31 protein-coding genes and 1 pseudogene are annotated in these 23,806 nt (G+C 63.9%); 20 read left to right on the forward strand and 12 right to left on the reverse strand.

The genetic code is table 11. The features are described from left to right. Nucleotides 1-13: 13 nt before the first annotated feature. The 5 genes and pseudogenes from FJW03_RS21435 to FJW03_RS21455 form a co-directional block, all read right to left on the reverse strand. Nucleotides 14-546 (reverse strand): annotated as a pseudogene (locus FJW03_RS21435) (Stf0 family sulfotransferase). A 55-nt stretch (nt 547-601) separates the two neighbouring features. Beyond that, nucleotides 602-808 (reverse strand): phosphotransferase-like protein, encoded by a 207-nt coding sequence (locus FJW03_RS30420; RefSeq protein WP_140761119.1) that lies wholly within the window; start codon nt 806-808, stop codon nt 602-604. Beyond that, on the reverse strand, nt 754-1,608 hold the full coding sequence (locus FJW03_RS21445) for a lytic transglycosylase domain-containing protein (RefSeq protein ID WP_140760868.1): 855 nt from the start codon (nt 1,606-1,608) through the stop codon (nt 754-756). The genes FJW03_RS30420 and FJW03_RS21445 overlap by 55 nt, the downstream gene beginning before the upstream one ends. A 5-nt stretch (nt 1,609-1,613) precedes the next feature. Continuing rightward, nucleotides 1,614-2,867, reverse strand: a complete 1,254-nt coding sequence (gene ispG / locus FJW03_RS21450) for a flavodoxin-dependent (E)-4-hydroxy-3-methylbut-2-enyl-diphosphate synthase (protein ID WP_140760870.1) — start codon at nt 2,865-2,867, stop codon at nt 1,614-1,616. 322 nt (nt 2,868-3,189) lie between these two features. Next, nucleotides 3,190-3,369 carry a YdcH family protein gene (locus FJW03_RS21455; protein ID WP_140608175.1) on the reverse strand — a complete coding sequence of 60 codons (180 nt, stop codon included), beginning with the start codon at nt 3,367-3,369 and terminating at the stop codon, nt 3,190-3,192. Nucleotides 3,370-3,609: 240 nt separating this feature from the next. On the opposite strand from FJW03_RS21455, the gene FJW03_RS21460 reads away from it, so the two are divergent. Beyond that, nucleotides 3,610-3,813 carry a YdcH family protein gene (locus FJW03_RS21460; protein ID WP_140550905.1) on the forward strand — a complete coding sequence of 68 codons (204 nt, stop codon included), beginning with the start codon at nt 3,610-3,612 and terminating at the stop codon, nt 3,811-3,813. Nucleotides 3,814-3,824: 11 nt separating this feature from the next. On the opposite strand, the gene FJW03_RS21465 is transcribed toward FJW03_RS21460, so the two are convergent. Beyond that, a complete protein-coding gene (locus tag FJW03_RS21465) occupies nt 3,825-4,613 on the reverse strand; it encodes an IclR family transcriptional regulator (RefSeq protein ID WP_140760872.1) in 789 nt (262 codons plus the stop codon). A gap of 169 nt (nt 4,614-4,782) precedes the next feature. On the opposite strand from FJW03_RS21465, the gene FJW03_RS21470 reads away from it, so the two are divergent. The 12 genes from FJW03_RS21470 to FJW03_RS21525 all read left to right on the forward strand — a co-directional run bounded on the left by FJW03_RS21470 (nt 4,783) and on the right by FJW03_RS21525 (nt 13,310). Next, the gene (locus FJW03_RS21470) at nt 4,783-5,613 is read left to right on the forward strand and encodes a transporter substrate-binding domain-containing protein (RefSeq protein ID WP_181173153.1); all 831 of its coding nucleotides are present in this window, start codon (nt 4,783-4,785) and stop codon (nt 5,611-5,613) included. A gap of 78 nt (nt 5,614-5,691) precedes the next feature. Then, the gene (locus FJW03_RS21475) at nt 5,692-6,357 is read left to right on the forward strand and encodes an amino acid ABC transporter permease (RefSeq protein ID WP_140608181.1); all 666 of its coding nucleotides are present in this window, start codon (nt 5,692-5,694) and stop codon (nt 6,355-6,357) included. Nucleotide 6,358: 1 nt separating this feature from the next. After that, entirely contained in the window at nt 6,359-7,009 is a 651-nt protein-coding gene (locus FJW03_RS21480; RefSeq protein WP_140608183.1) for an amino acid ABC transporter permease, read from the forward strand. A gap of 4 nt (nt 7,010-7,013) precedes the next feature. Next, nucleotides 7,014-7,808, forward strand: a complete 795-nt coding sequence (locus FJW03_RS21485) for an amino acid ABC transporter ATP-binding protein (protein WP_140760876.1) — start codon at nt 7,014-7,016, stop codon at nt 7,806-7,808. Between the two features lie 69 nt (nt 7,809-7,877). Next, nucleotides 7,878-8,339, forward strand: coding sequence for a RidA family protein (locus FJW03_RS21490; RefSeq protein WP_140608187.1), 462 nt, complete (start codon nt 7,878-7,880; stop codon nt 8,337-8,339). A 23-nt stretch (nt 8,340-8,362) separates the two neighbouring features. Further along, on the forward strand, nt 8,363-9,568 hold the full coding sequence (locus FJW03_RS21495; protein ID WP_140760878.1) for an aminotransferase class V-fold PLP-dependent enzyme: 1,206 nt from the start codon (nt 8,363-8,365) through the stop codon (nt 9,566-9,568). 137 nt (nt 9,569-9,705) lie between these two features. Then, nucleotides 9,706-9,930 (forward strand): hypothetical protein, encoded by a 225-nt coding sequence (locus tag FJW03_RS21500; protein WP_140760881.1) that lies wholly within the window; start codon nt 9,706-9,708, stop codon nt 9,928-9,930. A 46-nt stretch (nt 9,931-9,976) separates the two neighbouring features. Next, nucleotides 9,977-10,516: a sigma-70 family RNA polymerase sigma factor gene (locus FJW03_RS21505; protein ID WP_140760883.1), complete on the forward strand. Its 540-nt coding sequence runs from the start codon at nt 9,977-9,979 to the stop codon at nt 10,514-10,516. Continuing rightward, entirely contained in the window at nt 10,513-11,424 is a 912-nt protein-coding gene (locus FJW03_RS21510; RefSeq protein ID WP_140760885.1) for an anti-sigma factor family protein, read from the forward strand. The genes FJW03_RS21505 and FJW03_RS21510 overlap by 4 nt, the downstream gene beginning before the upstream one ends. 24 nt (nt 11,425-11,448) lie before the next feature. Next, nucleotides 11,449-11,712 carry a hypothetical protein gene (locus FJW03_RS21515; protein ID WP_140760887.1) on the forward strand — a complete coding sequence of 88 codons (264 nt, stop codon included), beginning with the start codon at nt 11,449-11,451 and terminating at the stop codon, nt 11,710-11,712. A 30-nt stretch (nt 11,713-11,742) separates the two neighbouring features. Continuing rightward, a complete protein-coding gene (gene purE, locus FJW03_RS21520) occupies nt 11,743-12,240 on the forward strand; it encodes a 5-(carboxyamino)imidazole ribonucleotide mutase (protein ID WP_140760889.1) in 498 nt (165 codons plus the stop codon). Beyond that, on the forward strand, nt 12,237-13,310 hold the full coding sequence (locus FJW03_RS21525) for a 5-(carboxyamino)imidazole ribonucleotide synthase (protein ID WP_140760891.1): 1,074 nt from the start codon (nt 12,237-12,239) through the stop codon (nt 13,308-13,310). Before purE ends, FJW03_RS21525 begins: the two co-directional genes overlap by 4 nt. A gap of 44 nt (nt 13,311-13,354) precedes the next feature. Here FJW03_RS21525 and FJW03_RS21530 read toward each other — a convergent pair whose 3' ends face one another. Further along, on the reverse strand, nt 13,355-13,771 hold the full coding sequence (locus tag FJW03_RS21530; RefSeq protein WP_140760893.1) for a lysozyme inhibitor LprI family protein: 417 nt from the start codon (nt 13,769-13,771) through the stop codon (nt 13,355-13,357). Nucleotides 13,772-14,013: 242 nt separating this feature from the next. Here FJW03_RS21530 and ykgO point away from each other — a divergent pair, with 242 nt between their 5' ends. The 3 genes from ykgO to FJW03_RS21545 all read left to right on the forward strand — a co-directional run bounded on the left by ykgO (nt 14,014) and on the right by FJW03_RS21545 (nt 16,010). After that, entirely contained in the window at nt 14,014-14,139 is a 126-nt protein-coding gene (ykgO, locus tag FJW03_RS21535) for a type B 50S ribosomal protein L36 (RefSeq protein WP_140760895.1), read from the forward strand. Between the two features lie 109 nt (nt 14,140-14,248). Continuing rightward, nucleotides 14,249-14,848, forward strand: coding sequence for a tetratricopeptide repeat protein (locus tag FJW03_RS21540; RefSeq protein WP_140760897.1), 600 nt, complete (start codon nt 14,249-14,251; stop codon nt 14,846-14,848). Nucleotides 14,849-14,942: 94 nt separating this feature from the next. Further along, entirely contained in the window at nt 14,943-16,010 is a 1,068-nt protein-coding gene (locus FJW03_RS21545; RefSeq protein ID WP_140760899.1) for an alpha/beta fold hydrolase, read from the forward strand. A 38-nt stretch (nt 16,011-16,048) separates the two neighbouring features. On the opposite strand, the gene FJW03_RS21550 is transcribed toward FJW03_RS21545, so the two are convergent. From FJW03_RS21550 to FJW03_RS21560, 3 genes are all read right to left on the reverse strand, one after another. After that, nucleotides 16,049-16,696, reverse strand: coding sequence for a L,D-transpeptidase (locus FJW03_RS21550; RefSeq protein ID WP_140761122.1), 648 nt, complete (start codon nt 16,694-16,696; stop codon nt 16,049-16,051). Between the two features lie 277 nt (nt 16,697-16,973). Continuing rightward, entirely contained in the window at nt 16,974-18,407 is a 1,434-nt protein-coding gene (gene pyk / locus FJW03_RS21555) for a pyruvate kinase (protein WP_140608201.1), read from the reverse strand. Next, entirely contained in the window at nt 18,404-18,958 is a 555-nt protein-coding gene (locus tag FJW03_RS21560) for a DUF1036 domain-containing protein (RefSeq protein WP_181173141.1), read from the reverse strand. The genes pyk and FJW03_RS21560 overlap by 4 nt, the downstream gene beginning before the upstream one ends. Nucleotides 18,959-19,138: 180 nt before the next feature. On the opposite strand from FJW03_RS21560, the gene FJW03_RS21565 reads away from it, so the two are divergent. The 3 genes from FJW03_RS21565 to FJW03_RS21575 all read left to right on the forward strand — a co-directional run bounded on the left by FJW03_RS21565 (nt 19,139) and on the right by FJW03_RS21575 (nt 21,874). Beyond that, nucleotides 19,139-19,936 carry an N-formylglutamate amidohydrolase gene (locus FJW03_RS21565; protein ID WP_140760901.1) on the forward strand — a complete coding sequence of 266 codons (798 nt, stop codon included), beginning with the start codon at nt 19,139-19,141 and terminating at the stop codon, nt 19,934-19,936. Nucleotides 19,937-19,953: 17 nt separating this feature from the next. Further along, nucleotides 19,954-20,262, forward strand: coding sequence for a DUF1244 domain-containing protein (locus FJW03_RS21570; protein ID WP_140760903.1), 309 nt, complete (start codon nt 19,954-19,956; stop codon nt 20,260-20,262). 436 nt (nt 20,263-20,698) lie between these two features. Then, the gene (locus tag FJW03_RS21575) at nt 20,699-21,874 is read left to right on the forward strand and encodes an MFS transporter (protein WP_140760908.1); all 1,176 of its coding nucleotides are present in this window, start codon (nt 20,699-20,701) and stop codon (nt 21,872-21,874) included. Here the strand turns inward: FJW03_RS21575 and FJW03_RS21580 are convergent. Further along, nucleotides 21,838-22,059 (reverse strand): hypothetical protein, encoded by a 222-nt coding sequence (locus FJW03_RS21580; RefSeq protein ID WP_226890427.1) that lies wholly within the window; start codon nt 22,057-22,059, stop codon nt 21,838-21,840. The genes FJW03_RS21575 and FJW03_RS21580 overlap by 37 nt on opposite strands. Before the next feature lie 558 nt (nt 22,060-22,617). On the opposite strand from FJW03_RS21580, the gene FJW03_RS21585 reads away from it, so the two are divergent. Next, nucleotides 22,618-23,577, forward strand: a complete 960-nt coding sequence (locus tag FJW03_RS21585; RefSeq protein ID WP_140694967.1) for an SDR family oxidoreductase — start codon at nt 22,618-22,620, stop codon at nt 23,575-23,577. A 52-nt stretch (nt 23,578-23,629) separates the two neighbouring features. Here FJW03_RS21585 and FJW03_RS21590 read toward each other — a convergent pair whose 3' ends face one another. Continuing rightward, nucleotides 23,630-23,788 (reverse strand): DUF3309 family protein, encoded by a 159-nt coding sequence (locus FJW03_RS21590; RefSeq protein ID WP_140608213.1) that lies wholly within the window; start codon nt 23,786-23,788, stop codon nt 23,630-23,632. Nucleotides 23,789-23,806: the final 18 nt, after the last annotated feature.

Consider the following 23,806-nt stretch of genomic DNA (forward strand, 5'->3'; position numbering starts at 1 on the left):
GCGCGTCATTGGGTCAGGCGAGCTCACCTTTGATGCGCGCGAAATCGTATTGATGTTCCCCAGGAGATCCCACTCTCTCGATCTCGGTCCCATCGGGAGCGACGTGCCAAAGACCGGTTTGCCGTGCCTTCACCAGGGAGACAGCTTGCGCGAGCTTGTTCGCGCGCGACAAATGTACGTAGAGAACACGGCCAAAGGCCTTTCGAAACGCGCTCTGTCCGACGCAAGCCCGGGGAAAATCTGGTCGAGTATGGCTGAAAGCTCGTCCAGGTTTTCACGCATCAGGCGCAGGCCGAAGACATCCGTCCCGCCCTTGCCGGCCCCGCCCTTGCCGGCAATGATAGCCGCGTTGAGATAGGCGACGTTGAATTCAAGCTCGCCCATTGTGTCGCGACCGGGCAGCTTCCAATCCTCGGCCCACTCCGACATATCCTGCCGCCGGTAGAAGGAGTGAGGATCGCCGGCAGTCCGGGTGGACGCCAGTAGCTTACACAGCAACGTGCTGCCGGTTCTCGGCGTGCCGCAGATAATGTATGCCTCGAACATCCCCTGCCCTGTCGTTCCTCACAGGCAGAGCAACCCTGGCCAAGCCCATCGCCGCCTATAGTCGAAATTCCAGACGGATGCGACGGGCGCATTCAAGCGGCGTGAGCCGGCTGGCATCGGCTTCGAGATCGTAAGGCATATTTTGGTGCACGCGCCTAAATTGCCAGCGCGCCAGACCCGAGAGCCTATCCGCGCGCTGGGCTTCGCCTATCGGTTGCGCACCACCACGCAGGCGCCGCCGACGCTCTGCAATTTCTGGCAGATGACATTGGCGGCGGCGCGGTCGTCCACCCCGATCCTGACGGCATAGATGCCGCGCCGGCCCATCGGCGTGCGCACCCGGCTGACCACCGGATCATGGCTGGCGAGCAGGGCCGGAAACCGGCTCCTCACCCTCAGCCACTGGTTGATCGCGGCGCCGCGGCGAAAATTGCCGGCCACCTGGATGCCCCATGGTTTGACGTTGATCGAGGCCATCGCTACGGTCCGCGACATGATCACCGGCAGCTTGCGGCAGGCGACGGCGAAATCCGTCTTGGCGTCGAGCGGCTCGATCTTTCCGCCATATGCAGGATCGGAGAACTTGTCGACCGGTTCGCCCATGATGTCGAAGACATAGCTCTCGGTCTCCATCGGCAGGAAGCCGCCCGTAGCCAGCCAGCGCGACACCCGGTTTTCGCCGGCATTGTAAGCGGCGGCGGCCAGGCCAAGATTGCCATAGCTGGTTTTCATTTCAGCCAGGTACTTCGCCGAGGCCGGGATCGCCTGGTTGATGTCGAAGGAATTTTCAAGCCCCCGCATCTTGGCGGTGCCCGGCATGAACTGGGCAATGCCCTCGGCGCCGACCGGGCTGACGGCGTTGGGGTCGAAACGGCTTTCCTTCCAGATCAGCCGGGCGAAGAAATCCCTGGGCAGGCCGTTCTGGTCGGCATAGGCCTGGATCAGATTGCAGACCTTGTCGATCAGCCTCTGCTTGGCCGATTGCGGCGGATCGGCCTGAACGAGTGCCGGCCAGCCCAGCGCACATAACAGGATTAGCGTCGCCCAGGGGAAACGCTGCATTGGACTTACTCTGCCGCGGCTTTGCCGCCGCTACCAAACCTCTGCTCGATATAGTCGGCGACCATTTTCTCGAAATCCGCCGCGATCGAAGGCCCGCGCAGCGTCGCCGCCTTCTTGCCGTTGACGAAGACGGGCGCCGTCGGCGTCTCGCCGGTGCCGGGCAGCGAAATGCCGATATCGGCATGCTTGGATTCGCCTGGCCCGTTGACGATACAGCCCATCACCGCGACCTTCAGGTTCTCGACGCCGGGATATTTCTCGCGCCACACCGGCATGTTCTTGCGCAGGTCCGCCTGGATGTTCTGCGCCAATTCCTGGAACACGGTGGAAGTCGTGCGGCCGCAACCGGGGCAAGCCGCGACGATCGGCACGAACTGCCGGAAGCCCATGGTCTGCAGCAATTCCTGCGAAACCTGCACCTCGCGCGTGCGGTCGCCATTGGGCTCCGGTGTCAGCGAGATGCGGATGGTGTCGCCGATCCCTTGCTGCAGGAGAATGCCCATGGCGGCGGACGAGGCGACGATACCTTTCGAGCCCATGCCGGCTTCGGTGAGCCCCAGATGCAGCGCATGGTTGGAGCGGGTAGCGAGTTCCGTGTAGACCGCGATCAAATCCTGCACGCCGCTGACCTTGGCCGACAGGATGATCTTCTCTCGGGCAAGGCCGATCTCTTCGGCCATCTCGGCCGACAGGATCGCCGACTGCACGATCGCCTCGCGCGTTACCTCCTGCGCCGTCAACGGGAAACCCTTGTCCTGGTTGTCGTCCATCAGCCGCGTCAACAGATCCTGGTCGAGCGAGCCCCAGTTGACGCCGATACGCACCGGCTTGTCGTGCTTGATCGCCATTTCGACGATCGCCGCGAACTGCCGGTCCTTCTTGTCCTTGAAGCCGACATTGCCGGGGTTGATGCGGTATTTGGCCAGCGCCTCGGCGCAGGCCGGATGATCGGCCAGAAGCTTGTGGCCGATATAGTGGAAATCGCCGACCAGCGGCACATCGATGCCGAGGCGCTGAAGCCGCTCATGAATATGCGGCACGGCGGCGGCGCTCTCGTCTCGGTCGACGGTGATGCGCACGATCTCGGAGCCGGCACGGTGCAGCGCCGCCACCTGCGCCACCGTCTGGTCGACATCGGCCGTGTCGGTATTGGTCATCGACTGCACGACAACGGGCGCGCCGCCGCCGACGACCACGCCGCCGACGTCGACGCCGACCGAGGTGCGGCGGGGGAAGGGAAAGGAAAAATATCCGGTCATGCCGGCAGCCTTTTGTCTCTGAAGCGCCATGCACCCACGTGGACGCATAGGGCGCTCCGGGCCTATACGCTGAAGTCCGGGCATGAGGTGGAGGAGCAAAGATCGCTTGTCAATGGCGATAGGTCGCCACTGGCAGCAATTGAGCCTCGCGACGGACCTGAAAACAGGGCGCGACCCAGCGCGGCCGAGACATGGAAGTAAAAGTATCTGAGAGGATATCGGCTACCGGCTTGTAGCGCAGCGCTCAAAGCTCACCAGGCCGGCGGCTTTTACCGCCGGCAAGCAAAACCGCAAGAGGTGAGCGGCTATATCAGGTGAGGGTTCAATGCGTGGTCGGTTGCGCCCTTAGTTTCTCAATCGCATCCTTGATTGCCAGCTTGCGTCGCTTGAGATTCACGATTTCGAGGTCGTCCACCGACGGGTGGTTCATCGCGTCATCGATTTCACGTTCAATGTCGCCGTGTTTCCGCTGCAACTCATCAAGATGGGATGCAAGAGACATGATTGGTTCTCCCTTTCATGGTTTCCTCGATTGCAGCCGTCAAAGGCACGTCCACCGCAGGTCGCTTCTGTGACGGCACGGTGACACTGTGCCACCTTCGGACAGCGATGTCGAATGATCCGTGGTAGCATTCCACGACAATGTGAAATGTGGTATGGGCTGCGCGCCGGTGGCAGAAATTTGCCGCCCCCGCCCAATCAGGCCCAGTTTTGGGCGCCGCAGACGTGCAGACGGTAAAGAATGTCCGATCAGGAACAGGCCGATATTCGCCTTGAATTTTCGCGGCTGAAGCAGGAACACGCCGATTTCGACGCGGCGATCAACGCGATGATCGCCATGAATTGCGACCCGCTGCAGATCCAGCGCATGAAAAAAAAGAAGCTGGCACTGAAAGACCGGCTCATGAAGCTGGAAGACAAGATCATTCCCGACATCATCGCTTGAGGCGCCTTCGCCTATCCGGCGATCGAGAGCCTGGCCGCGCGGTCGCGCAACAGGCCAATTAGGCTGCCGGTCCGCTCCTGCGACGTATCGATCGGGACCACCAGGCACATCGTCGCCTCGACCTTGCCTGGCGCTGAAAAGACCGGCACGGCAAGACATTTGGTGTAGGCATCGACCAGACCCGAGGTCACGCAGTAGCCGGTGACGCGCGCCTTGGCGATGTCGGCGATAAAATCGTCGAGCCGCAACTTGCGGCCGTCGGGCAGCACGAGATCGTCTTCCGATACCATGCCTTCGATCGCGGCCCTCTCCAGCCCCGCTAGAAGCAGCCGGCCGGACGCGGTCCAGGGCAGCGGTATCTGCAGGCCAGTGGCCGAGCTGATGCGGAACGGCCTGCTGCCCGGGCTTGAATGGACGATGGTGTAGCGGCCGCTCTGCAGCATGCACAATTCCGAGGTCTCGCCCGTCTCGCGTGACAGATTGTCGACCTCCTGGCGCCCGCGCCGCAGCAGGTCGTTGCCGCGCAGATAATCCATTCCATAGAGATACAGCTTCTTGCCGAAATAGACGCGGTTGCCATCGCCGGCCATTTCCAACAGGCCGGCATCGACCAGCGATCGCACCAGCGTATAGGTCGTCGAGCGGGGTGCGTTCACCCCCTTGGCAAGATCGCCGATCCCGATCGCCCTCTGCGTCGTGTGCAGAAACTCCAGAATCTCGAGCACCCGGTTGAGGCCCTTTTCACGAGAGCCCGAGATCTTCTCGCTGTCTGAAACAGCCAAGGCACTGCCATCTTGCATTGTCGATTCCTGGTGTTAGTATCTGTCTTGTACAGGATACATGCGTCTCTTGTAAGAGACAATCGGAATGATCGCTGTCGCGTGTATGACCTGTGCGTAGGGGAACACAACACGAAGGGAGGTCGCCGTGAACGACACATCCGGAAGACGTGATTTTCTGAAATTGGGAATGGCGGGACTTGCGACGGCCGGCGTGCTGGCAACCGTCGATGCCCAGAAGGCCGCCGCCCAGGCCGCATCCGAAAGCCTGCTGCGCACCGTGCTCGACCGCGGCAAGCTGATTGTCGGCACCGGCAGCACCAACGCGCCCTGGCATTTCGAGAACGACGCCGGCGAATTGGTCGGCATGGACATCACCATGGGGCGGATTCTGGCGAAGGGGCTTTTCGACGACCCCACCAAGGTCGAGTTCGTCATGCAAGATCCGGCGCAGCGCATTCCCAACGTCACCACCAACAAGGTGGACATCACCATCCAGTTCATGACGATGACGGCGCAGCGCTCGCAGCTGATCAACTTCACCAGGCCATACTATGTCGAGGGCGTTGCGCTGCTGACGCTTCCCAGCGCCGAGAACAAGACCTTCGACAAGCTGCTTGCCGGCGGTTCGGCGACGCGCATTTCCATCCTACAGAATGTCGACGCGGAGTCCTCTGTCCACTTTGCCTTGCCGCAGGCGCAGGTGATGCAGATCGACACCCAGGCCAACGTTCTGCAGGCGCTGGAATCCAAACGGGTCGACGCCGCCGCGGTCGATCTCTCCACCGTGCGCTGGCTCGCCTCGCGCAATCCGGACAAATATTTCGATGCCGGCAAGAGCTGGTATTCGATGCTCTATGGCGCCGCGGTCCGGCAAGACGATCTGGACTGGCTGACCTTCGTCGACCAGACCTTCACCATCGCCATGTTCGGCCATGAGACGGCGCTATACGACGCCGCCTTCAAGCAGTATTTCGGCCAGGAGCCGCCGCCGCGCCACCCCGGCTTCCCGGTCATCTGATCCAGCAGGCGGAAGGGGCGGCATTCGGCACCCTTTCCGCCTGGCTTCTTCCGACGCCCTTCACACCAAGGCGGACGCATGGGCTATGCCCTCAACTTCAACCTGATCTGGCGGCACTTCGACAAGCTGTGGGGCGGCCTGCTGCTCAGCCTCGAGCTTGCCGTGATCTCGATCGCCATCGGCATCGTCATCGGGCTGGTGCTGGCGGTCTGGTATGTCTCGGCCGGGCGCGTCGTGCGTGCGACGATCGCCGCCTATGTCGAATTCATCCGCAACGTGCCGCTGATCCTGCTCGTCTATCTCGTCTTCTACGGCCTGCCGACGGTGGTGGACCTCGCCTACAGCGCGCCGACCTCGTTTGTCCTGACGCTGTCGGTCTATAGCGGCGCCTATCTGGTCGAGGTGTTTCGCTCGGGCCTCGAGGCTGTTCCACGTGGCCAGCTCGATGCCGGCAAGGCCATCGGCCTGACGCCCTGGCAAAGGCTGCTCCACGTGCGTCTGCCGACCATGCTGCGCATCACGCTGCCGGCGCTCTCCAACACCTTCATCTCGCTGTTCAAGGACACCTCGATCGCCTCGGTCATCTCGGTGCCGGAACTCACCTACGGCGCCCAGTGGATCAACTTCAACACTTTCCGCATCGTCGAGGTCTACCTGGTCACCACGGCAATGTATCTGGTGACCGGCTATACGCTGCTTTTCGCGCTGAGACTCGTCGAGCGCCGGTTCAGGGCGGCGCGCTGAGATGTTGAGCCAGATCCTCTACGCCCTGCCCTTCCTCGCCCAAGGCTTCGCCGTGACCCTGTGGGTGTCGCTGCTGGTCGTGGTGCTCTCGCTCATCGCCGGCGTCCTGCTCGGCGTCGGCCTGGTCTATGGCCCTGCCCCGTTGCGCTGGGCGGTGCGCATCTTCTCCGATACGATCCGCGGCATTCCGATCCTGGTGCTGATGTTCTTCGTCTATTACGGCCTGCCGGCGATCGGGCTTCATCTGCCGTCCTTCTGGGCCGCGGTGCTGGCGCTCACTCTGTTCAAGACGGCGCAGGTGGTGGAATATGTGCGTGGCGCCGTCGCCTCCATTCCCAAGGGCCAGTCGGAAGCGGCGATGGCCATCGGGCTGACCTTCCCCCAGCGGCTCACCTCGGTCATCTTTCCGCAGGCCTTCAGGCGCTTCCTGCCGCCCTGGATCAACGGCGTCACTGACGCGGTCAAGGGCAGCGCGCTGGTCTCGCTGCTCGGCATCACCGACCTGATGCAGGCCATCAACCAGGTCATCGGCCGCACCTATGAGGCGATGCCGCTCTATATACTGGGCGCGCTCATCTACTTCGCGGTCAATTACGCGCTTTCGCTCGCCAGCCGGCGGCTCGAGCGGCGCTTTGCCTTCATCCGGGAATAGCACCATGTCCGACACCACAAACGCCAGTCCCGCGCTGCTCGACGTGCGCGATGTCTGTAAGGCCTTCGGCGCCGTGGAGGTTCTGCGCTCCGTCAGCCTTCAGGTGAAGCGCGGCGAGGTGGTGACGGTCATCGGCCCCTCGGGCAGCGGCAAGACCACGCTGCTGCGCTGCGTCAACTTCCTCGAAAGCTACGACAGCGGCTCGATCCGCATCGACGGCAGGGAGGTCGGCTATCGGGAGACTGGAACACGCCAGCGCCGCAGCGAACGCGACCTTGCCGCCATGCGCGCCGAAACCGGCATGGTGTTCCAGAGCTTCAACCTGTTTCCTCACCTGACGGCGGCCGGCAACATCATGCTTGGGCTCACCAAGGTGCGCGGAAAGAGCCAGTCCGAGGCGCGCAAGGCCGCCGAACACTGGCTCGGCCGCGTCGGCCTCGCCCACAAGGCCGACAGCTTGCCGGCGGAGCTGTCCGGCGGCCAGCAGCAGCGTGTCGGCATCGCGCGCGCCGTGGCGATGGAGCCGAAGATCCTGCTGCTCGACGAGATCACCTCCGCCCTCGACCCCGAACTGGTCGGCGAGGTGCTGGCCGTCGTGCGCAACCTTGCCGAGGACGGCATGACCATGCTGATGGTGACGCACGAAATGGCCTTTGCCCGCGACGCTTCGAGCCGCATCGTCTTCATGGCCGATGGCGGCGTCAGCGCCGTCGGCCCGCCGAAGGAGATCCTCGCGGCGGAGACCAGCAACGAACGCCTCCGCACCTTCCTGGCGCGCTTCCGCGCCTCGCATTTCTGACATTGGACGGCCGACGCCGCTCATTTTTGAATATCGGATGGCTGAAGCCAACCAAGGGAGCCTTCTTCTATGACGCCTTATACCCGGCTTGCCGAACTCGGCCTGACGCTGCCCGAGCCGCCGATCCCCATAGCCAATTTCGTCACCCATGCCGAGAGCGGCCGGCTGATCTTCCTGTCCGGCCAAGGGCCGCTGCGCGCCGACGGCACGCTCTGCACCGGCAAAGTCGGCGAGGATGTGAGCGTCGAGCAGGCGTATGAGCATGCCCGCCTGACCGGGCTCAATCTGCTTGCGGTCATGCATGCCGCCGCCGGCGATCTCGGCCGTATCGTGCGCGTCGTCAAGCTGCTCGGCTTCGTCAACGCGACGCCGACCTTCAGCGACCACCCGAAGGTGATGAATGGCTGTTCGGACCTGTTCGCCGATGTCTTCGACAAGGTCGGCGGCCACGCGCGCTCGGCGATCGGCGTCGGCTCGCTGCCTGGAAACATCACTGTCGAAATCGAGGCGGTCGTCGAGATCGCCGCCTGACCTGCCACACGGGATCCACTCACATGAAGACCTATTCCGACACCGGCTCCAACACCACCATCCGCGAACGGCTCGGCTTGCGGCCGATCATCAATGTTTCCGGCACAATGACCGCTCTCGGCGCATCCATCATCGTTCCCGAGGCGATCAGCGCCATGGCCGAAATCGCCTCGCAATGGGTGGAGATGGACGATCTGCAGCGCGCCGCGAGCACGGTCGTCGCACGCCTCACCGGCGGCGAGGCCGGTTTCATCACCGCCTGCTGCGCCAGTGGCATCACCATGGCGATCGCCGGCGCGATGACGGGTACCAGCCTGCTCGCCATCGAGCGCCTGCCTGACGACACCGGGGAGCTCAAATCGGAAGTCGTCATCCAGCTTGGCCACATCGTCAATTATGGCGCACCGATCGACCAGTCGGTCCGCGTCGCCGGCGCCAAGGTGGTGCCTGCCGGCACGGTCAGCGTGACGCAGGACTATCATGTGCTCGAAGCGATCAACGACCGCACCGCGGCCGGCCTCTATGTCGTTGCGCATCATACCGTGCAGTACGGCATGCTCTCGCTGGAAGAGTTCTGCGAGATCTGCCACGCCAGGGGCGTGCCGGTGATCGTCGATGCCGCTTCCGAATACGATCTGCGCGGTTTCCTCGCGCGCGGCGCCGACATCGTCATCTACAGCGGCCACAAATTCCTGAGCGGGCCGACCAGCGGCATCGTCACCGGCCGCAAGGACCTCGTGCGTGCCGCCTATCTGCAGAACCGCGGCGTCGCGCGCGCCATGAAGGTCGGCAAGGAAAGCATAGCCGGCACCATGGCGGCGCTGGAAGCCTGGGAGAAGCGCGATCACGCCGGTATCCGCCGGCGCGAGGAAGCCGCGCTCACCCTCTGGAAGGGCGCTTTGCAGGGCATACCGGGCATATCGGCTGAGATCATACCCGACCCGACCGCCAACCCGCTCGATCGCCTGCAGGTCTTCGTGCGGCCGGAAAGCCGCTTCACCGCCGCCGGCCTGGCCTCGGCGCTCGCCGTTGGCTCGCCGCCGATCATCGTGCGCAACCACGAGGTCGAACGCGGCCACTTCTTCCTCGACCCCTGCAACCTTCATCCCGGCGAAGCCGACATCGTCGCCGAACAGCTACGGGCCATATTGACCGCGAAGGATCGTCCCGCCGATGCGATGAAAGCCGCCCGTAAGGATTCATCAGGCGCTTTGCGCTGGCCGGATTGACTGCCAGACACCGTCCACCGGTAAAATTCCCCGGCTGCATCAGGCTGATCACGCGACTGTGAACCGGCGACGGGACTAAATTGCGGTCGCGACAAGTCTCCTCGGCATGCGCCACTGCTGGCGCTGAGGAGATCGGCATGGCCCATCATCGCGCGGACGGCGGCGAATATGGTCGCGGCTTCAGTCGCCGCCATATGCTGGCGCGCATGAACATCACCGCTCTTTCCCCCATGGCGCCCCGCCTTCCCGGAACGCTTGACACTGGTGACGCAGATGAATTCACTTTCGCCACAGCAGGCGGCGTTGCCTGTTTCGGCGGGTTTCACCCGCACAGGCAGGACGAGATCACCGTCCTTGCTTGAAAGCGCACGGCCTGTTCCTCCCGGAGTATCGAATCATGGTGCTGCTTTGAGCGAGAGGGCCCTGGCAGAACGCTTCAACGAGGTGGTGTTGCCGCATCTCGGCGACGCGCTGGCGCTTGCCAGATGGCTGACCGGCAACGCCGCCGATGCCGAGGATGTCGTGCAGGACGCCTGTATCAAGGCGCATGCCGGCATATCAGGCTATGCCGGCGGCAACGCCCGCGCCTGGCTGCTGACCATCGTGCGCAACACCTCCTACACCTGGATGTCGCGCAACCGGCCGCGCGCCATTATGGCCGTCGGCGACCTCGGCGATCTCGACGACATGGCGGCGGCCCATGGCACCAGCCTGCCGGACGAGGATGGCCCGGAGGCGAGCCTGATCGCCAGGGCCGACACAGCCGCACTAGAAGCGGCGATCGCGGCGCTGCCGCAGCCATTTCGCGAAACGCTGGTGTTGCGCGACATCAACGGCCTCAGCTATCGCGAGATATCGGCCATGCTCGACGTGCCGATGGGCACGGTGATGTCCAGGCTTGCCCGCGCTCGCGGCCTGCTTGCGTCCGAACTGGGGAGAGCGCCATGACCAGCCATGACGATGGACTGCCCAATGATCCCGAAGGTATCAGGCTTATGATCCACGCCCTTGTTGACGGAGAACTCGATGCCGCGGCCGCCCTTGCCGTGGAGCGCCGCATCGCCGCCGACCCCCGGCTTGCCGCCGAACATGCCCGTATCGTTGCCTTGCGCGCCACGGTCAGTCGTTTGCCGCGCCCCGACGTCAGCGATGCCTTCCGGGCCCGTATCGCGGCGATCGGCATGGCGGGCGCCGAACAGCAGGAGCAAGCCGAGGCGACAGAGCCACAGCAGCGCGCACCGTTGGCGCCGCCGGGATCGATTGTGGGCGCCGGCGCGGGCCAGAGACGGGAAGCCGGGACACGCCCGTCCCAGACGCGGTCGTCGCCGGGGGCACGCCGCTTCGGCTCGTTCGACTGGCGCGCTCTTGCCGCGTCGATCATGATCAGCGCAGTGCTGGCCAGTGGAGCGACGCAATGGGTGATGCAAGGCGGCATGGATGACGGCGTTGCCGCGGCGGTCGCCAACGGCCATCGCCGCAGCCTACTTGCCACGAGCCCGACCGACATCGTCTCGTCCGATCGCCATACGGTCAAGCCGTGGCTCGACGCCCGCATCGGCGTGTCGCCCCCTGCCCCTGACCTTGCCCAGGACGGCTACGCGCTGATTGGTGGCCGGGTCGAGGTGATATCAGGCCGGCCTGTGCCGGCACTGGTCTACCGCCACCGCGAGCACCTGATCACGCTGGTCGCCGAACCGCAGCAGGACGGCAAGGTCACTCAGCCTGACGACCTTTCGTCAGGCGGCTTCTCGATGGTGCACTGGAGTGACGGCGCCTTCTCCTTCTGGGCTATCTCCGACATGGAGCGGCCGGAACTCGACGACTTCGTCGCCCGCTTCCGCAAGGCGGCGGTATGACCCAGTTTCAGGAAAACGGCCCAAATGATCCTTGTGGACGCGAGCATTCGCGCCGCCGACGGCTGCGAAGACCGGCGGTCGCTGGTTCGGTCGCGTGAACAGGAGCTGCCCATTCGGGCAAGAAACGCCGCGCGGCGCGCAGTCCTCGCCGGCAGCTATTTCATCCGGTTATTCTCGTTGCCGGCCTATGAAGCTCTCGCCAGACACTTGATGAACCGACACCGGCGCGGGTTTGCCGGGGCGCGGCCAACGCTGCTCATCCTTGCCGTCGCCTCCGATTTCCGCTAAGGCGCGCCTTTGTCGCCGGGGAGCAGAAGCTTGAACGATCAACGCGCCGACGTCGCCATCATCATGGGCAGCCAGTCCGACTGGGCGACCATGCGCCAGGCCGCTGAAACGCTGGAAGCGCTTGGCATCCCGCACAAACGGCTGATCATCTCGGCACACCGGACCCCCGACCGGCTCTATGACTTCGCCAAGGGCGCAAAGGCCGCCGGCTACAAGGTGATCATCGCCGGCGCCGGCGGCGCCGCCCACCTGCCCGGCATGACAGCCGCGATGACGCCGCTGCCGGTATTCGGCGTGCCGGTGGAATCGAAGGCGCTGTCGGGGCAGGATTCGCTGCTCTCGATCGTCCAGATGCCGGCCGGCGTTCCGGTGGGAACACTGGCCATCGGCAAGGCGGGTGCCGCCAATGCAGCCCTCTTGGCGGCCGCCGTGCTTGCGCTGAATGACTACAAGCTCGCCCAGCGGCTCGATGCCTGGCGCGCCTCGCAGACCGCCAAGGTCGCGGCTGAGCCCACGGATACGCCATGAGCCTGCCCGCCGGATCGACCATCGGCATCATCGGCGGCGGCCAGCTCGGCCGCATGCTGGCGATGGCGGCCGCCCGTCTCGGCTACCGCACCATCGTGCTGGAGCCGCAGCCGGATTGCCCGGCCGCCCCGGTCGCCAACCGCCAGATAACGGCCGCCTATGACGATCCGGCCGCCCTTGCCGAACTGGCGGCGGCAAGTTCCGTTGTCACCTATGAGTTCGAGAATGTTCCGGTTGCCGCGGCACAAGCGCTCGCCGCCAGGGTCGCGGTCTATCCGCCGGCACGCGCGCTGGACGTGGCGCAAGACCGTGTGAGCGAGAAAACATTCCTGAATGGCATCGGCATTGCCACCGCCGATTTCCGGCGGGTCGACACTGACGACGAATTGACGGCGGCGCTGAAGGCATTCGGCGGCAGCGGCATCCTGAAGACGCGGCGCATGGGCTATGACGGCAAGGGCCAGCGCGTCTTCCGCAACATGGAAGCCGGCGGTTTCGCCGGCACCTGCGAGGCGATGGGCAATGTGCCGCTGATCCTGGAAAGCTTCGTGCCGTTCGAGCGCGAGATCTCGGTGATCGCGGCGCGCGGGCTGGACGGCACGGTCGCCGCCTATGATCCGGCCGAGAATGTGCACCGCAACGGCATTCTCCACACATCGACCTTGCCGGCTGCCGTCATGCCCAAAACGGCTGAGGCAGCACAGGCGGCGGCGGCGAAGATCCTGTCGGCGCTCCACTATGTCGGCGTCATCGGCGTCGAATTCTTCGTGCTGGCGGACGGTTCGCTGCTCGCCAACGAGATCGCGCCGCGTGTCCACAATTCCGGCCATTGGACCGAAGCCGCCTGCATCGTTTCGCAGTTCGAGCAGCACATCCGCGCCGTTGCCGGCTTGCCGCTCGGCAGCCCGAACCGCCATTTTGATTGCGTGATGGAAAACCTGATCGGCGACGACGTGCTGCGCGTCCCAGCCCTGCTCGCCGAGCCCGGCCTGATGCTGCATCTCTACGGCAAGGCGGAGGCAAGGCCCGGCCGCAAGATGGGTCATTTCACCCGGATCGGCCGCCGGTAAAGCCGCTCACGCACGCCCTGCAATGGCTGCCCAAGGACGGCAAACTACTCCACCTCGTCGCTGTCGTCGGGACTGGCGCAGCTCGCATCGCCCTTCTGGCAATTGGCCGAGGCGGCGAGCTGCTTGATGCGCTCGTTGGTCAGCCTGGTCAGGCATTGCGAAACCTCCAGCGCATGGATGGAGCCGCCCTGACTGGCGGCCGTGGTATGCGCGCATTCGACGTCGCGGAAGGCGATCCAGGCGCGCTGTGCCGCCTGCAGCAATCTCTTGTCATCGGCATCGTCGGAGCCGATCAGGTCCTGATAAGCCTTGTTGAGCCTGGCGTCGGCCGCCTGGTAGTCCTCGCCGGCACAGATGTTCATCATCTGCTGGCTGTCGTCGGAGCGGTCGCATTCCTGGGCGCGGACGGCTGCGGTCGCCGCCAGCACGACCAGCCAGGCATACAGGAATGTTCGGCGCATGCTCGTCCCCAAATCACTTCAAATCTACGGCATCATTCCAGCCGGCCCGGAACCGTGCAATGCCGCAGGGCCAACATGGCGGATATTTGATAATATTGGGATGCGCGGCATGCTTGCGGTTGACTCACGGTTGACATGGGCAAGCCTCCTCGTTTATGAGCCACCCACCGTTCAAAAGGCGCGTCTTCTGGCGCGCCTTAAAATTTCGACCCGGGACCGGGTCCACATCGACAGGCAAGACCATGAAGATCAAGAATTCGCTCAAGGCGCTGAAGGCGCGTCACCGCGACAGCCAGCTGGTTCGCCGCAAGGGCCGCGTCTACATCATCAACAAGACCGCCCCGCGCTACAAGGCGCGCCAGGGCTGAGCTTTCGGCTGGAGGCTGACCGCCTCCGCCATTGATGCTTGTCGGCCTGCCGACCGTTCTCACGCAAAATCACTTTGATGTTCCGCCGCCCGGGGACTAGAGTCGGGCGATGCGGATTCTTTTTGCATTTCTGATCGCGTTGCCTGTTTCTTTGTCCGTGCCCGCCTTGGCGGACGATCAGGCCAGCGCACCGGCGGCCCCGGAAGCTCCGGCCGCGCCGCTGACGAAACAGGCCCGGCTTGACAAGCTGTTCGCCGACCTCAAGCGCGAGCGCAATGAAAAGGCCGCCGAACGCATCGCCGGCAATATCTGGAACGAATGGTTCCACTCCGGCAGCGCTTCGATCGACCTGATGATGCAGTGGTCGCAAAAGGCGATCGAGAACCAGAAATTCGACGTCGCGCTCGATTTCCTCGACCAGGTGGTGACCTTGCAGCCGACCTATGCCGAAGGCTGGAACCGGCGCGCCACGGTGCATTTCATGATGAAAAACTACAGCAAGTCGATGTCCGACATCGATCATACGCTGCAGTTGGAGCCCCGCCATTTCGGCGCGCTTGCGGGCCTGGCGCAGATCATGGCTTTGACCGGCCATAAGCAATCGGCGCTCGAAGCCTGGCAGAGGGTGCTGGCAATCTATCCGATGATGCGCAGCGCCCAGAACCAGGTCGCCACCCTTTCGGAAGAGCTCGCCGGCGAAGGAATTTGACTAGGCAGTAGCGAATGGGGATTAGGCAGTAAGCTGAGATGCCCTTTCCCCTACCGCCTACCGCCTACCGCCTACTGCCTACTGCAGAATCTCCATGAACCTTCTCTACACCGCCTTCGCCTTCCTTCTGGCGCTTGTCTTCGTCCTTGTCGGCGTCACCCGGATCGGCTCGTGGCTGATCGAACGCCGTAATCCGTCCATCGGTGAATTCGCCGACATCCGCGGCGCCCGTATTCACTACGTCCATATTCCCGCCCCCGCCAACGCGGACCTGCCGCCGGTCGTCTTCATTCATGGCGCCAGCGCCAATCTCAGGGATCAAATGCTGCCGCTGAGGCCGCTGCTGGAAGGCCGCGCCGAAATGCTGTTCTTCGACCGGCCGGGATTCGGCTGGTCCGGGCGCGGACCGGGCACCAATGAAGACCCGTCGGCGCAGGCCAATACCCTCGCCGCGCTGATGGATCATCTGCGCATCCGCAAGGCAGTCATCGTCGGCCATTCCTTCGGCGGCGTGGTAACATCGGCATTCGGCTGCGAACATCCCGACAAGATGCTCGGACTGATCTTCCTGGCGCCGGCGACCCATCCGTGGCCGGGCGGCGCGACATCTTGGTACTACGACCTGACCATGCTTCCGGTGATCGGCCGGCTGTTCTCCGAAACGCTGACCTATCCCGCCGGAACAGTGCGGATTGCCGATGCCACGACCTGCGTCTTCTCACCCAACAAGGTGCCGGACGACTATATCGACAAAGCGTCGATCCCGCTGGTGCTGCGGCCGGCAGCCTTCCGCGCCAATGCCAGCGATGTTGCCGGGCTCTACCGCTATGCGCTCGGCGCCGCGCCACGCTACAACGAGATCAAGGCGCCGACCGTGGTCATCTCCGGCGACCGGGACAAGGTCGTCTACGCTCACATCCATTCCGTCGGCCTGGTGCGCGACATCGCCGGCGCCGAACTCGTCTGGGTGGGCAATCTCGGCCACAAGCCGGACTGGATCGCCCCTGACCTCGTCGCCGGCGCCATCGAAAAGGTCGCCGGCAAGGACATCGATCTTGAGGCGATGGCCAGGGCAGTGGAAAGGCGGATCGCCGGCGACGCCTACGGGGCGGGCCGATGTGCCGATATCAAGCTGCCGGAGACCGAGCTTGCACCGACCTGAGGCGGGAAGATGCCTCCTCAGGCAGGCAGCGCCACAAGTTAGATCACCAGCAGCGGCGTTTTGCCGGGAACGCGCTCGTAAAGATCCATGACGTCCTGATTGAACACGCAGCCGGACGAAGCGGATTTGCCGATGGACTTCCAATCCGGCGACCCGTGAATGCGGTAAAGCGTGTCGACGCCATCCTTGAAGATGTAGAGAGCGCGAGATCCGAGCGGGTTGCTGACGCCGGGCTCCATGCCCTGGCGCCATTTTTCCAGCTTCCGATCCCGGCGGATCATAGCCGAAGGCGGCGTCCAGGTCGGCCATTTGCGTTTCCACTGGACGATCGCACGTCCCTTCCAGGAATAGCCCTGGCGACCCAGGCCGACGCCATAGCGCATGGCCTTGCCACCCTTGAGCACCAAGCAGAGGAACTTGTCGGTCGTATTGACCACGATCGTTCCAGGTTTCTCGCCCGTCGGATCGTCGACCATCTGTCGCAGAAACCGTTCGTCGACCTTGGTGAAGGGTATAGCCGGCAACGCATGGCCGCCATCCCCGACCGCGCTGTACATGCTCGCATAGTCGGGCGACACCGGGACCATGATTTCAGGCGCGGCCTGTTCGATCGGCGCCTTTTCCGGTGTCGGCTCAAGCGGCGCGGGATTGAAGGAACTGGCCGCGCTGATCGGCTGTCTGGGCATCTGGGCATAGGCCGAGATCGCCGAAACCCCGACAAGCGACAGCCCGGTCAGCAGCGACCGCGCGAAACGAGAGATGACATTGAAGTACACTTTCAAAATGGGAGATGCTGGCGGGTAGGGCGACTGTTAGCGCCACTCGACCGCGCCTTGTAGAGGCGATCACGGCAAGCCCGTGTCCAGACAGAGGCCAGGACCATTGTCCAAGCCTCTGTTGTATCGCTGCCACGTTGAGCTACGCACAGGGCGCGAGATATGCTTCCGTCAGGAAAGGCTGGGCTTACCGGCCGGCTGCTTCCGATCCGACATAGGCGATGCGCAGCATATTGGTCGATCCCGGCGTCCTGAGCGGCACGCCGGCGGTGATGATGACGCGATCGCCCGGCTTGCCGAATTCCTCTTCCAGCGCAATGCGGCAGGCGCGGTTGACCATGTCGTCGAGATCGGTGGCGTCGGGCGAGACGACGCAGTGCGTGCCCCACAGCAGCGACAGCCGTCTGGCCGTGTTGAGGATCGGCGACAGCGCCACGATCGGCACCTGCGGCCGTTCGCGCGCCGCCCGCAGCCCGGTGGTGCCGGACGCGGTATAGGTGATGATCGCCGACAGTTTCAGCGTTTCGGCGATTTCGCGGGCGGCCAGCGAAATCGCATCGGCGCCTGTCGCTTCGGGTTCCGAGCGCTGCGCGTTGATGATGCCGGCATAGGTCGGGTCGGTTTCGACCTTGGTGGCGATGCGGTTCATCATCGCCACCGCTTCCACGGGATAGGCCCCCGCCGCCGATTCGGCCGACAGCATGATGGCGTCGGCGCCCTCGAAGACGGCGATCGAGACGTCGGACACTTCGGCGCGTGTCGGCACCGGGGCGGTGATCATCGATTCCAGCATCTGCGTGGCGATCACCACCGGTTTGCCGGCGCGGCGCGCGGCGCGCGTGATCTGCTTCTGGATGCCGGGCACGGCTTCCAGCGGCATCTCGACGCCGAGGTCGCCACGGGCGACCATCAGCGCGTCGGACAGGTCGATGATCTCGGCCAGCCTGGCAACCGCCTGCGGCTTTTCGATCTTGGCCATGATCAGAGCCCGGCCGCGCGCGATCTTGCGCGCTTCCGCCAGATCCTCCGGCCGCTGCACGAAGGACAGCGCGACCCAGTCGACGCCCGTAGCAAGCACGGCGTCGAGATCCTTGCGGTCCTTCTCGGTCAACGCGCCGACTGGCAGGTCGGTATCGGGCAGGCTGACGCCCTTCTTGTCGGAAATCGTGGTGCCGGCGACGACAGTGCAGGTGATCGACTTGCCGTTGCTCTTCACCGCCTTCAGCTCGAGCTTGCCGTCGTCGATCAAAAGGCGATCGCCAGCCTCGACCGAACTCAGGATTTCGGGGTGCGGCAGATAGACCCTGTTCGACGTACCGGGCTCGGGATTGTCGTCGAGCGTGAAGGTCTGGCCGGATGTCAGCACTTCCTTGCCATTGGCGAACTTGCCGACACGCAGCTTGGGGCCCTGCAGGTCGGCCAGGATGCCGATCGGCCGGCCAACCTTTTCCTCGACGGCGCGGATACGGCCCACCAGCGTCCGCATCAGCTCGTGATCGGTGTGGCTCATGTTGATGCGGAACACATCGGCGCCCGCTTCGAACAATTTCTTCAGCATCTCCTCGGAGGAGGAGGCGGGGCCGATTGTGGCTAGGATCTTGACCTTGCGGCTACGTCTCATTGACTATTGATTCCCGGGGTGGCTGGGGCGCCTCCCGTTGCGGGCTCATCGGTCAGCTGGACCATCCAGCTTGCCTGCTCGCCCGTGTCATATTCCTGGAATCCGGCGCGCTGGAAGCCCCGGGCGACGCAGTCGTTTACGCCGGCGATCTTGAACTCTTTTTCAGCCACACACATGTTGATCGGGCCGTCCCAGCGTCCACCACGCTCGGCGTCTTCTGCATAAAGATAGTAAAACCTTGATGACAGCGGCCCTTCGATCAACGTCTTGCAACTCGATCCTTCAATGTGCCACCAGCCCTCGGTGATCCAGCCGGCCTTGGCACGATAGCCAATGCCGACGCCGACCAGGTTCTGCGTGGCGTTGCAGACGCGGAAATCGGCGCGTGCCGGCGAAGCCACGACCATTGCCGACATGCCGACGGTCAGGATCAGGAGCGGCATGGCAAAGGCAGGGCGCATGCGCTGCCTGCCGGCGGAACCCATCCGAAAACCCCTCAAGAACCACATCTGCATCTCTCTGCGCCCCTTTTCGGAAAAGTCCGAGCGCATGTCAACGCGCCGTTTTGACCAATTCCAATCGATTTAGGAAGGCTCCCGGCGCGCTTTCCGTCGCCCCTTGCCAGATTTCGGCGGAAACCTTGGCCAAACAACGGCATTGCGCACGCGTCGTCTTCGTGGAATGACGATAGCACCCTCCCCGGAAGCCAGCGAACAGACCATTTCCCGCCAATGACCCGATCCACAGTTTTCGCGCCCTTCGACCTTGTCGAGGGCGACCGCAAGCGAGGCATCGTGCTCCTGGCCGATCATGCCCGCCGCGACCTGCCCGACGACTATGGCAGCCTCGGCCTGCCGGCTGCCGAGTTCGACCGCCATATCGCCTATGACATCGGCGTCGAGGCGGTGACGCGCGGACTCGCCGCCTTGCTCGACGTGCCCGCGGTGATCGCCAATTTCTCGCGGCTTTTGATCGACCCCAACCGCGGCGAGGACGATCCGACCCTCATTCGCCAGCTCTATGACGGCACGATCGTGCCGGGAAACTATCCCATGGCGCCGGAGGAACGCGAAAGACGGCTCGACCGCTTTTACCGGCCTTATCACGACGCCGTGGCCGCCATGATCGCTTCGGTCGCGCAGGCTTCCGGGCAGGCGCCGTTCATCTTTTCGGTGCATTCCTTCACGCCGGTCATGCAAGGGATCCAACGCCCTTGGCACGTCGGTATCCTGTGGGACCGGGACGACCGGGTTGCGCGGCCGCTGATCGATATGCTCGGTGAGGATAAGACCCTCGTCGTCGGCGACAATGAACCCTATGACGGCGCGCTGCGCGGCGACACCATGTTCAAGCATGCCATCGTCAACGGCTATGCCCACGCGCTGATCGAGATCCGCCAGGACCTGATATCTGACCAGAAAGGTGCGATCGCGTGGGCCGAGCGCCTGGCTCCGATCGTTGACGCCATCGACCGCCGTGCCGATATACATGTGGTCAGGCAATTCGGCTCGCGCACCGGGCCGGTTTAAGCCGTAAGGAGCTTACGATGATCGAACTCAATGACGAGCAGAAGCGCGACTTCGAGGCCGCGGCCTTCCGCCGGCTGGTCGAGCATCTCAGGGAACGCAGCGATGTGCAGAACATCGACCTGATGAATCTTGCCGGTTTCTGCCGCAATTGCCTGTCGAACTGGTATCGCGAGGCGGCGAATGCCGAGGGCGTCGATCTCAGCAAGGACCAGTCGCGCGAGATCGTCTACGGCATGCCCTATGCCGACTGGCAGGCGCTCAATCAAACCGAAGCTTCGGATGCCAAAAAGGCCGAGTTCGAAGCGAGGCGTCCCAAGGACCACTAGCGAACCTTAGACGGCCACCAGCCTCCGGCACCTACTTCCGACGCGGGACGAAGTTTGCGGCTTCGTCATTCTAGGGCGAAGCAGTCGCGAAGCGACGTCGCGGACACCCTAGAATCCATTCCGTGACGGCTGCCGAAGAGCACCGCGGTCCAGAATATGATCGTAACGGCGCAACCAGGGAACATTCTGCATCTAGCGGCGCTCCTCGGTCACGGCATGGATCCTCGGGTCTGCGCCGCGTCGCTTCGCTCCTTGCTTCGCCCGTGGATGACGAACGGAGAGGCGTTTCTGCCAACAACGCCGCAGCCTGCCTCGAACGAAACCGACCCCTTGGTCGCTCCCTTTGGTCCAAACACTTCTCTTTGCGCGGTGCTTGACTGAAAATTGAATCGATCTAATTTGCGGCGCAAAGCCATTTTCTGACCGGATTCGCCTTATGAACGCGTCGAACGCCATGCAGACTGCCATTCGCGGGCGATGGGCCGTGGCCGCTGTTTTCCTCGCCAATGGCTTCCTGACCGGCAGTTGGGCGCCGCAGATCCCGGTGTTCCTGACCCGGCTGGACATTTCGAAGTTCACGCTCGGCCTGCTGATCCTTTTGTTCGGCGCCGGCGCTGTCACCGCGATGACCTGGTGCGGCCACCTGATCTCCAAACACGGCTCACGCATCGTGCTGCGCTGGTTCGGCCTCTGCGGCAGCCTCGGCCTGCTGGTCGTGGCGCTGGCGCCCAACGTGCCGCTGGCGGCCATCGCCATGTTCATCTTCGGCGGCTCGATCGGCGGCATGGATGTTGCCATGAACGCCAACGCGGTGGTCGTCGAACGAAAATTGTCCCGGGCGATCATGTCCTCCTCGCACGGCTTCTGGAGTCTCGGCGGCTTCGCCGGCGGAGCGCTTGGCGGCTTCGCCATCCAGAATTATGGCCACCTCGCCCATGCCGCGCTGGTAACGGCGCTTGCCCTCGCGGCGATCGCGGCGGCGGTTTCCCATCTCGTGGCCGAAGACAGGCCGCAGGTCGCGGAGCATCATAGGTTCACACTGCCTGCGAGCCCCCTGGTCTACTTCATTGGGCTGATGGCGCTGCTGACGATGATCTCCGAAGGTGCCGTGCTCGACTGGGCGGCGCTGTATCTGCGGCAGGAACTCGGCGCCGACCTTGCCGTTGCCGGTCTCGCCTACGCCGCCTTCTCCGGTGTCATGGCAATCATGCGTTTTTTCGGCGATGGCGTACGCAACCGTTTCGGCGCCGTGACGACACTGCGCGGCTCGGCCATTGTCGCCGCCGCCGGTATGCTGATCGCCGGCCTGTCGCCCTCGCCCTGGCTCGCCATCGCTGCCTTTGCGCTTTGCGGCTTCGGCATCGCCAACATGGTGCCGATCATCTTTTCGGCCGGCGGTAACCAGGAAGGCATGTCGTCGGGCACCGGCATGAGCGTCGTCACCACCATGGGTTATTCCGGCATTCTGGTGGCGCCGTCGGCGATCGGCTTCGTCGCCGAGCATTTCAGCTTCGGCCCGATCTTCATCGCCATGGCGGGCTTGCTGATCGTCGTGTTGCTGATGGCCGGACTGGCTCACCGCGCCGAATTCGCGCCCGCACCCGCCGAATAGCGCTTCAGTTCCTCATGGAGAAAATCCGCCACGCGGCGGATGCGCACGCTGCCGCGCACATCGCGATGCATGGCGAGCCACATTGGCAGGTTCGGCAGCGGCAGGCCGGGCAGCACCTTCTCCACCAGCGGATCCCGCTCGGCCAGCCGTTGCTGGCCGAGGCCGATACCGTTTCCCGTCCGCACCGCTTCCCACTCGCCTGCTCGCGGACCGCCTTGCCGCTTTCGAACATCGTGGCCCCGGCTTCCGTGAGCGCATAGCCTCTTCGCCCGCGCCGGGACAGCGTGACGCCGAGCGGCAGCGGCAGGCCGGGCAGACCTTCTCCACCAGCGGATCCCGCTCGGCCAGCCGTTGCTGGCCGAGGCCGATACCGTTTCCCGTCCGCACCGCTTCCCACTCGCCTGCTCGCGGACCGCCTTGCCGCTTTCGAACATCGTGGCCCCGGCTTCCGTGAGCGCATAGCCTCTTCGCCCGCGCCGGGACAGCGTGACGCCGAGCGCCTCCTCCAACTCCCGATCTGCCGCCAAGCGTCGGCTGACTGGCGGATAACTTTCGCGCTGCGGCCGACAGGCTGCCGGTTTCCGCCACCATGACGAAGCTCTCGATCGGGTTCTAGTCGATATCATCCATTCAAGAATGAATATCAAGCCTACGTTCATGGCCAATTTCAATTCATCAATGAGGCACTCATATTCGCCATGCAAACAGCGATACGGACTGCAACACCAACCAGGAGTACTGACATGACCAAGATCGCAATTCTCGGCGCCAACGGCCGGCTCGGCCGCGTGGTTGCCAAAGCCTTCATCGATGCCGGCTTCGACGTCCGCGCCGTCACCCGCACCGGCAAGGTGCCGGCCGAGCTCAAAGGCGCCACAGCGGTCGTCGGCGATGCGCTGGACCGTCAATCGCTGATCCGCGCCACCGAGGGCGTCGATATCGTCTTCAACGGCCTCAGCCCGATCTACACCGACTGGAGCAAATGCTTGCCGATGGCGCGGAACGTCATGGCGGCCTGTTATGCGAACAACGCGCTGCATCTCTTTCCCGGTACCATCTACAATTACGGTTCGCCGATGCCGGCCGTGCTGTCGGAAGACACGCCCTTCCATCCGACGACTGAAAAGGGCCGCATCCGCTGTGCCATGGAAGAGCTGTTCCGCCATGAAGCCGAGGCAGGCCGGGTGCGCACCATTCTTCTGCGGGCCGGCGACTTCTTCGGCGGCACCGGCAGCGGCTCATGGTTCGACCTGGTCGTCGCCGCCAAGATGACCAAGGGCATCTACACCGCGCCCGGCCCGGCCGACCTCATGCATGAATGGGCCTATTTGCCAGACTTCGCCGTGGGCTTCGTGGCGCTGGCGCGCAATCTCGACAAGCTCGGCTCCTACGAGGCGCTGAACTTTCCCGGCCACGCGGTCACCGATCTGGAAATCAAGGCCGCCGCCGAGAAAGCACTCGGCCGGCCGCTGAAGATGAGCGCGATGGCGTGGTGGGTGCTGCGCGCCGGCAGCCCGTTCGTGGCAATGTGGCGCGAGATCGTCTCGATGTCCTATCTGCGTTTCGAACCGCATCGGCTGGCCTCGACGCGGCTGGAGGGCATCATCGGTGAGATACCCCATACGCCGCTCGATCAGGCTATCGCCGAAGCCCTCGAGGATATCGGCATCGCCACCGCGAATGGCCATTTGCACGCCGCCTGAATGAGGTTGGAGGGCCAAGCTCGCCCACGCCTCTCCTCGAACCGAAGGCGGCTCAGAGCCGCCCCATCAAAAGCAGCACCAGAACCACCACCAGCACCACACCGACTATGCCCGAAGGTCCGTATCCCCAGGAGCGCGAATGCGGCCAGGCCGGCACCGCACCGATAAGCACAAGGATCAGGACGATGATGACAATGGTGATGATCGGCATGACGAAATCCCCGCTCTG

Source organism: Mesorhizobium sp. B4-1-4 (genome assembly GCF_006439395.2).
In the GTDB taxonomy this organism is placed as follows: Bacteria; Pseudomonadota; Alphaproteobacteria; order Rhizobiales; family Rhizobiaceae; genus Mesorhizobium.

Coding starts and splice junctions, on each gene's coding strand:
- FJW03_RS21560 (WP_181173141.1), bottom strand. CDS start 18,958: ATGCGCTCGGACTTTTCCGAAAAGGGGCGCAGAGAGATGCAGATGTGG.
- FJW03_RS21570 (WP_140760903.1), top strand. CDS start 19,954: ATGATCGAACTCAATGACGAGCAGAAGCGCGACTTCGAGGCCGCGGCC.
- FJW03_RS21530 (WP_140760893.1), bottom strand. CDS start 13,771: ATGCGCCGAACATTCCTGTATGCCTGGCTGGTCGTGCTGGCGGCGACC.
- ykgO (WP_140760895.1), top strand. CDS start 14,014: ATGAAGATCAAGAATTCGCTCAAGGCGCTGAAGGCGCGTCACCGCGAC.
- FJW03_RS21540 (WP_140760897.1), top strand. CDS start 14,249: ATGCGGATTCTTTTTGCATTTCTGATCGCGTTGCCTGTTTCTTTGTCC.
- FJW03_RS21510 (WP_140760885.1), top strand. CDS start 10,513: ATGACCAGCCATGACGATGGACTGCCCAATGATCCCGAAGGTATCAGG.
- FJW03_RS21455 (WP_140608175.1), bottom strand. CDS start 3,369: ATGTCTCTTGCATCCCATCTTGATGAGTTGCAGCGGAAACACGGCGAC.
- FJW03_RS21495 (WP_140760878.1), top strand. CDS start 8,363: ATGAAGACCTATTCCGACACCGGCTCCAACACCACCATCCGCGAACGG.
- FJW03_RS21590 (WP_140608213.1), bottom strand. CDS start 23,788: ATGCCGATCATCACCATTGTCATCATCGTCCTGATCCTTGTGCTTATC.
- FJW03_RS21550 (WP_140761122.1), bottom strand. CDS start 16,696: ATGCCCAGACAGCCGATCAGCGCGGCCAGTTCCTTCAATCCCGCGCCG.
- FJW03_RS21565 (WP_140760901.1), top strand. CDS start 19,139: ATGACCCGATCCACAGTTTTCGCGCCCTTCGACCTTGTCGAGGGCGAC.
- FJW03_RS21465 (WP_140760872.1), bottom strand. CDS start 4,613: ATGCAAGATGGCAGTGCCTTGGCTGTTTCAGACAGCGAGAAGATCTCG.
- FJW03_RS21470 (WP_181173153.1), top strand. CDS start 4,783: ATGGCGGGACTTGCGACGGCCGGCGTGCTGGCAACCGTCGATGCCCAG.
- FJW03_RS21500 (WP_140760881.1), top strand. CDS start 9,706: ATGGCCCATCATCGCGCGGACGGCGGCGAATATGGTCGCGGCTTCAGT.
- FJW03_RS21460 (WP_140550905.1), top strand. CDS start 3,610: ATGTCCGATCAGGAACAGGCCGATATTCGCCTTGAATTTTCGCGGCTG.
- FJW03_RS21515 (WP_140760887.1), top strand. CDS start 11,449: ATGATCCTTGTGGACGCGAGCATTCGCGCCGCCGACGGCTGCGAAGAC.
- pyk (WP_140608201.1), bottom strand. CDS start 18,407: ATGAGACGTAGCCGCAAGGTCAAGATCCTAGCCACAATCGGCCCCGCC.
- ispG (WP_140760870.1), bottom strand. CDS start 2,867: ATGACCGGATATTTTTCCTTTCCCTTCCCCCGCCGCACCTCGGTCGGC.
- FJW03_RS21475 (WP_140608181.1), top strand. CDS start 5,692: ATGGGCTATGCCCTCAACTTCAACCTGATCTGGCGGCACTTCGACAAG.
- FJW03_RS21575 (WP_140760908.1), top strand. CDS start 20,699: ATGAACGCGTCGAACGCCATGCAGACTGCCATTCGCGGGCGATGGGCC.
- FJW03_RS21445 (WP_140760868.1), bottom strand. CDS start 1,608: ATGCAGCGTTTCCCCTGGGCGACGCTAATCCTGTTATGTGCGCTGGGC.
- FJW03_RS21545 (WP_140760899.1), top strand. CDS start 14,943: ATGAACCTTCTCTACACCGCCTTCGCCTTCCTTCTGGCGCTTGTCTTC.
- FJW03_RS21480 (WP_140608183.1), top strand. CDS start 6,359: ATGTTGAGCCAGATCCTCTACGCCCTGCCCTTCCTCGCCCAAGGCTTC.
- FJW03_RS21490 (WP_140608187.1), top strand. CDS start 7,878: ATGACGCCTTATACCCGGCTTGCCGAACTCGGCCTGACGCTGCCCGAG.
- FJW03_RS21485 (WP_140760876.1), top strand. CDS start 7,014: ATGTCCGACACCACAAACGCCAGTCCCGCGCTGCTCGACGTGCGCGAT.
- FJW03_RS21585 (WP_140694967.1), top strand. CDS start 22,618: ATGACCAAGATCGCAATTCTCGGCGCCAACGGCCGGCTCGGCCGCGTG.
- FJW03_RS21525 (WP_140760891.1), top strand. CDS start 12,237: ATGAGCCTGCCCGCCGGATCGACCATCGGCATCATCGGCGGCGGCCAG.